Below are 5017 nucleotides of genomic sequence, written 5' to 3'. Positions count from 1 at the left end.
CTCGCCCCGCTCACCACGCGCGGCCAGCTTCTCAGCGGCCTCCAGCCGCTTGATGCGCGCTACATAGTCCCGTAGAGCCCCGTTGACTGCGTACGAGCTCCCGGTCAGGCCACCGGAGTGCCCGGCTCCTCGCTGACCGGCGGGCGGCGGCTGGCGATGACCTTCCTCGCCAGTGAGCGCGGGCTGGTCAGGAAGCCGTACCCCCACGACATGTGCATGGTGGCCAGCGCCACCGGGATCAGCGCCCGCGCCTTCAGCGGCAGTCCCCTGCCGGCCGGGAGCGATCCGGCGACGATGGCCGCGACGTACCCGGCCGGGACGACCAGGGCCCACGGGGTGACGGCGGCACCGACGACGATGCCCGCCGCGATCGCGACGACGGCGGTCGGCGGGGCCAGGTAGCGCAGGTTGATCGAGCCGGAGTGGTAGCGGGCGACGACGTGGCGCCAGCGGCCGTAGTCCTTGTACTGCTTGGCGAGTGCCCGGACGGAGGGGCGGGGGCGGTACTGCACCCGCAGCTCGGGCGAGAACCAGATCAGGCCGCCGGCCTCACGGATGCGGAAGTTCAGCTCCCAGTCCTGGGCGCGGATGAACTCGATGTTGTACCCGTCGGCCTTCTCCAGGGCCTCCCGGCGGAAGACGCCCAGGAACACGGTCTCGGCCGGTCCCGCCTGGCCGCCGGTGTGGAAGGCCGCGTTGCCGACGCCGATCTTCGACGTCATGGCCGCGGCGACGGCGTCCTCCCAGGCGTTCTCGCCCTCGGCCTGCATGATGCCGCCGACGTTCTGCGCGCCCGTCTCCTCCAGGAGCCGGACGGCGGTCGCGATGTAGTTCGGCGAGAGCATGCCGTGGCCGTCGACGCGCACCACGACCGGGTGGCTGGACGCCTTGATCGCGGCGTTGAGCGCGGCGGGGGTGCGGCCGGTCGGATTCGGCACGGTGTGGACCCGGGGGTCCTCCGCGACCAGTTCGGCGGCGATCTCGTCGGTACGGTCCGTGGACGGGCCGAGCGCGATCACCACCTCCATCTCGCCGGAGTACTCCTGCTCCAGGATGTGCCGGACGGAGTTCCTGAGATGGCGCTCCTCATTGAGCACCGGCATGATCACGGAGACGGCGGGGTGCTGCGCGGCAGACATGTGGTCCTCGGGGGGTCCTCGGGGGCGCCGGGGGTCCGAACCCCACCAGGCGGCGTCATTCGGCCGCCACGTTACCGCGAATGGGGGAACCGGGCGCGCGCCGCCGGTTCACGGACCGGGATGCAGATCGTATGGGCCTACCGTGCGACAGGTCCCCCTTGCACCGCGGAGGTCCCCCCGTGCCCACGCCGCCACGCTCCCCCCGTCCGCCGCGGCCCCGCGCCGCTCCCCCGCAGCCCAGGCGGCCCAGAAAGCCGGACGAGAGACCGCGCTGGGGAATGCGGATGGCGACCGGGCTGTCCGTACTGGTCCTCGGCGCCGGCGGCATCGGTCATGCCGTCGTCACCAGCCTGGAGACCGGGATCGACCGGATCGACCCGTTCAAGGACATGAAGAACCGGCCCGCGGGCGGTCACGGCATGAATCTGCTGCTGGTCGGCACCGACGGCCGCGACAAGATCACCAAGGAGGAGAAGGAGAAGTACCGGCTGGGCGGTGAGCCCTGCCACTGCACGGACACGATCATGCTGGTGCACCTGTCGGCGGACAAGCAGCGCGCCAGCATCGTCAGCCTGCCGCGCGACAGCTACGCCGAGATCCCCGAGCACCGGGACCAGACCACCGGCAAGGAGCACGCGGCCCACCCGGTGAAGCTGAACGCCGCCTATGCCGAGGGCGGGCCCGGTCTGACCGTACGGACCGTCGAGCACATGACGGGCGTCAAGGTCGACCACTACCTGGAGGTCGACTTCACCAGCTTCATGACGACGGTGGACACCCTGGGCGGGGTGAAGATCTGCACCACCCGGCCGATGAAGGACGCGTACACCGGCCTGGACCTCGCGGCGGGCACCCACGAGCTGGACGGTGGCCAGGCGCTCCAGTACGTACGCTCCCGGCACATCGACGGCGCCGCCGACCTGGGCCGGATGCAGCGCCAGCAGAAGTTCCTCGCCTCGCTGATCAAGCAGACGACCAGCAGCGGAGTGCTGCTGAACCCGGTGAAGTTCCGCGAGGTCGCCTCGACGATGCTGAAGTCGGTACGGGCGGACAAGGGCTTCGGTACACAGCAGATGCTGGACCTCGGCCAGGCGATGCGGGGCTTCTCCGCCGCCTCGTCCGAATTCGCCTCGGTACCGATGGGCGATGTCGCCTACCGGGTCAAGGGCATCGGCTCGACGGTGAAGTGGGACCCGGAGAAGTCGAAGGAGCTGTTCCAGGCGCTGCGCGAGGACAAGCCGCTCACGGTGAAGCGGCCCGAGCAGCCGCCCGCGAAGACGGTGGACGTGCCGCCGCAGCAGATCCGGGTCCAGGTCTACAACGGGACCCCGAAGGACGGCCTCGGCGGCACGGTCGACACCGCGCTGCACGGCACCGGCTTCGACACCACCAGGGCCCCGCTCAACGGGGAGCAGCGCGATCTCAAGCACACCCTGGTCACGTACGACCCGCGCTGGGACCGGTCCGCGAAGTCACTGGCGGCGGCGCTGCCGGGGGCGGAGCTGAGGGCGGTGAAGGGTCAGGGCGCCACGATGAAGGTGATCGCGGGCGCGGACTACGCGAAGGTGGAGCGGGTCCGGGCCGAGGAGCCCGAGCAGGGGAGGTTCGGCGCGGTCACGGGCGACGAGGTGGTCTGCCCGTAGGCGACAGGGCCGGGGCGCAGCAGCACCGGCCCCCGGTTTCTCAGTCCTCGATGCCGTCGGCGACGCGCTTCTCGCGCAGTTCCCTGATCGCGCGGCGCCGGGCCAGCCGGTGCGTACGGCGGATCTGCGCCTCCTGGTAGCGCCGGTTGTCGCGTTCGGTCTCCGGGATCACCGGGGGTACGGCGCGCGGGCGGCCGTCCGCGTCGACCGCGGCGAACACGAGGTAGGCGCTGCCCACCTGCTGGGCCGGGGTCGACTCGTTCCACCGCTCGGCCATGACCCGGACGCCGACCTCCATCGAGGAGCGGCCGGTCCAGTTCACCTGGGCGCGGACGTGAACAAGGTCACCCACGCGGACCGGCTCCAGGAAGACCATCTCGTCCATCGAGGCCGTGACCGCGGGACCGCCGGAGTGCCGGCCGGCCACCGCGCCCGCCGCGTCGTCGACCAGCTTCATGATCACGCCACCGTGCACCGTGCCCAGCAGATTGGTGTCGCTGCCGGTCATGATGTGGCTGAGGGTGGTCCGGGAGGCCGCGGTCGGCTTGCCCGGAATGTCGCCCTCCGGGCGCGGAGCCTGATCTGTCATGCCCTCCACCTTATGCGGGGGCTTCGGGCCCGTCGCAATGCATCAGCTTCGCAACAGCCCTGGTCCGATTTCACTTACACCCTGTAATAGCAGTGGGCCGGGCCTGCACACTGGATCGCATGAACGATTGGCCCGAGGGCCGGAACGACGACAACCGCCGCGGCAACCGCTACGGGCAGGGAAGCGCGAGCGACCGGCCCGAGAGCGCCCGCGCGATGCCGCACGTCCAGCGCCCCGTCCCGTCCCAGCAGCCCGCCCCGTCGCAGCGGCGCCCCGCACCGTCGCGGCAGCGGCAGGTGCCGCAGCAGTCCGGCGGCTACGACGACGGCTCGCAGTACGACAGCGGCTACAACACGGGCCAGGTCTACGGCGGCGGCAACGGCGGCGGGCGCGGTGGGGGCCAGGGCGGCGGACCGGGTGACGGCGGATACGTCCAGGGCCGCCCGTCGGCCGCACCGGACTGGCGCCGCCGGATCAAGATCGGCGCACTGGCCCTGGTGGTGGTGGTGCTCGCCGTCTCCATCGGCACGTACTTCTGGGCCGACTCCAAGCTGAAGCGCGACGTCGACCTCTCCAAGGTCATCGAGCGGCCCAAGGGCGGCGACGGCACGAACTACCTGATCGTCGGGTCGGACAGCCGCGAGGGCATGACCGCCGAGGACAAGAAGAAGCTTCACACCGGTTCCGCCGAGGGCAAGCGGACCGACTCGATGATGATCCTGCACGACGGCGGCAACGGCCCGACGCTGGTCTCGCTGCCGCGTGACTCGAACGTCGAGATCCCGTCGTACAAGGGATCGGACTCGGGCAAGCTCTACCCGGCTCGCGGCCGCTTCACCAAGCTGAACGCCGCGTACGCCGAGGACGGCCCCGAACTCCTCGTCCGTACCGTCGAGTTCAACACCGGCCTGCATATCGACCACTACGTCGAGATCGGCTTCGGCGGCTTCGCCAAGATCGTGGACGCGATCGGCGGGGTGGAGCTCGACATCCCCAAGGCGTTCAAGGACAAGAACTCCGGCGCGGACTTCAAGGCGGGCAAGCAGACGCTGAACGGCGAGCAGTCCCTCGCCTTCGTCCGGACCCGGTACGCCTTCGCGGGCAGCGACCTGGACCGTACGAAGAACCAGCAGAAGTTCCTCGCGGCGCTGGCGAGCCAGACGGCGACGCCGTCGACGATCCTCAACCCGTTCAAGCTGTACCCGACGATGGGCGCCGGCCTGGACACCCTCGTCGTCGACAAGGACATGTCGCTCTGGTCGCTGGGCAAGATGTTCTTCGCCATGAAGGGCGTCACGGGCGGCGACGGCACGTCGATGAACATGCCGATCTCCGGCTCCACCGGCGGCAACCTGGTCTGGGACAAGGCCAAGGTCAAGCAGCTGGTCGAGCAGCTCAACAACGACGAGAAGGTCACCGTCTCCGGAAACTGACGGCAGCCACCCGACGGGGCCCGGACGGTTCGCCGTCCGGGCCCCGTCGCGGGTGCGGCCGCTAGGGCGTGTTTCGAAAGTAGCGCCGTCCGCCCGACGGGCGGGCCCGGCGGTGTCTGGTGCGTGCGATCGCAAGGCGGAGGGTCGCCCCGATACTGGTTGTATCGGGGCGATCCCGACAACGCGGCGAGCGTGCGTGCCAGACACCGCCGG

General features: G+C 70.5%; 4 protein-coding genes and 1 pseudogene. 2 read left to right on the top strand and 3 right to left on the bottom strand.

Annotated elements, in window-relative coordinates:
- Positions 1-87: pseudogene (locus AB0I52_RS29735) on the bottom strand (type II toxin-antitoxin system VapB family antitoxin); the annotation flags it as partial.
- Positions 88-104: 17 nt separating this feature from the next.
- A complete protein-coding gene (locus AB0I52_RS29730) occupies positions 105-1139 on the bottom strand; it encodes a glycosyltransferase family 2 protein (protein ID WP_363077816.1) in 1035 nt (344 codons plus the stop codon).
- Between the two features lie 278 nt (positions 1140-1417).
- Between AB0I52_RS29730 and AB0I52_RS29725 the strand changes: the two genes are divergently transcribed.
- A complete protein-coding gene (locus tag AB0I52_RS29725) occupies positions 1418-2782 on the top strand; it encodes an LCP family protein (RefSeq protein ID WP_363077814.1) in 1365 nt (454 codons plus the stop codon).
- 40 nt (positions 2783-2822) lie between these two features.
- On the opposite strand, the gene AB0I52_RS29720 is transcribed toward AB0I52_RS29725, so the two are convergent.
- Positions 2823-3371 carry an acyl-CoA thioesterase gene (locus AB0I52_RS29720; RefSeq protein WP_362965480.1) on the bottom strand — a complete coding sequence of 183 codons (549 nt, stop codon included), beginning with the start codon at positions 3369-3371 and terminating at the stop codon, positions 2823-2825.
- A 119-nt stretch (positions 3372-3490) separates the two neighbouring features.
- Here AB0I52_RS29720 and AB0I52_RS29715 point away from each other — a divergent pair, with 119 nt between their 5' ends.
- Positions 3491-4804, top strand: coding sequence for an LCP family protein (locus tag AB0I52_RS29715; RefSeq protein ID WP_363077812.1), 1314 nt, complete (start codon positions 3491-3493; stop codon positions 4802-4804).
- Positions 4805-5017 lie beyond the last annotated feature (213 nt).

The organism is Streptomyces sp. NPDC050423, assembly GCF_040655445.1.
Classification (GTDB): Bacteria; Actinomycetota; Actinomycetes; order Streptomycetales; family Streptomycetaceae; genus Streptomyces.
The sequence above is the reverse complement of the archived record's forward strand: the minus strand, read 5'-3'. Positions and strand labels throughout refer to the sequence as shown.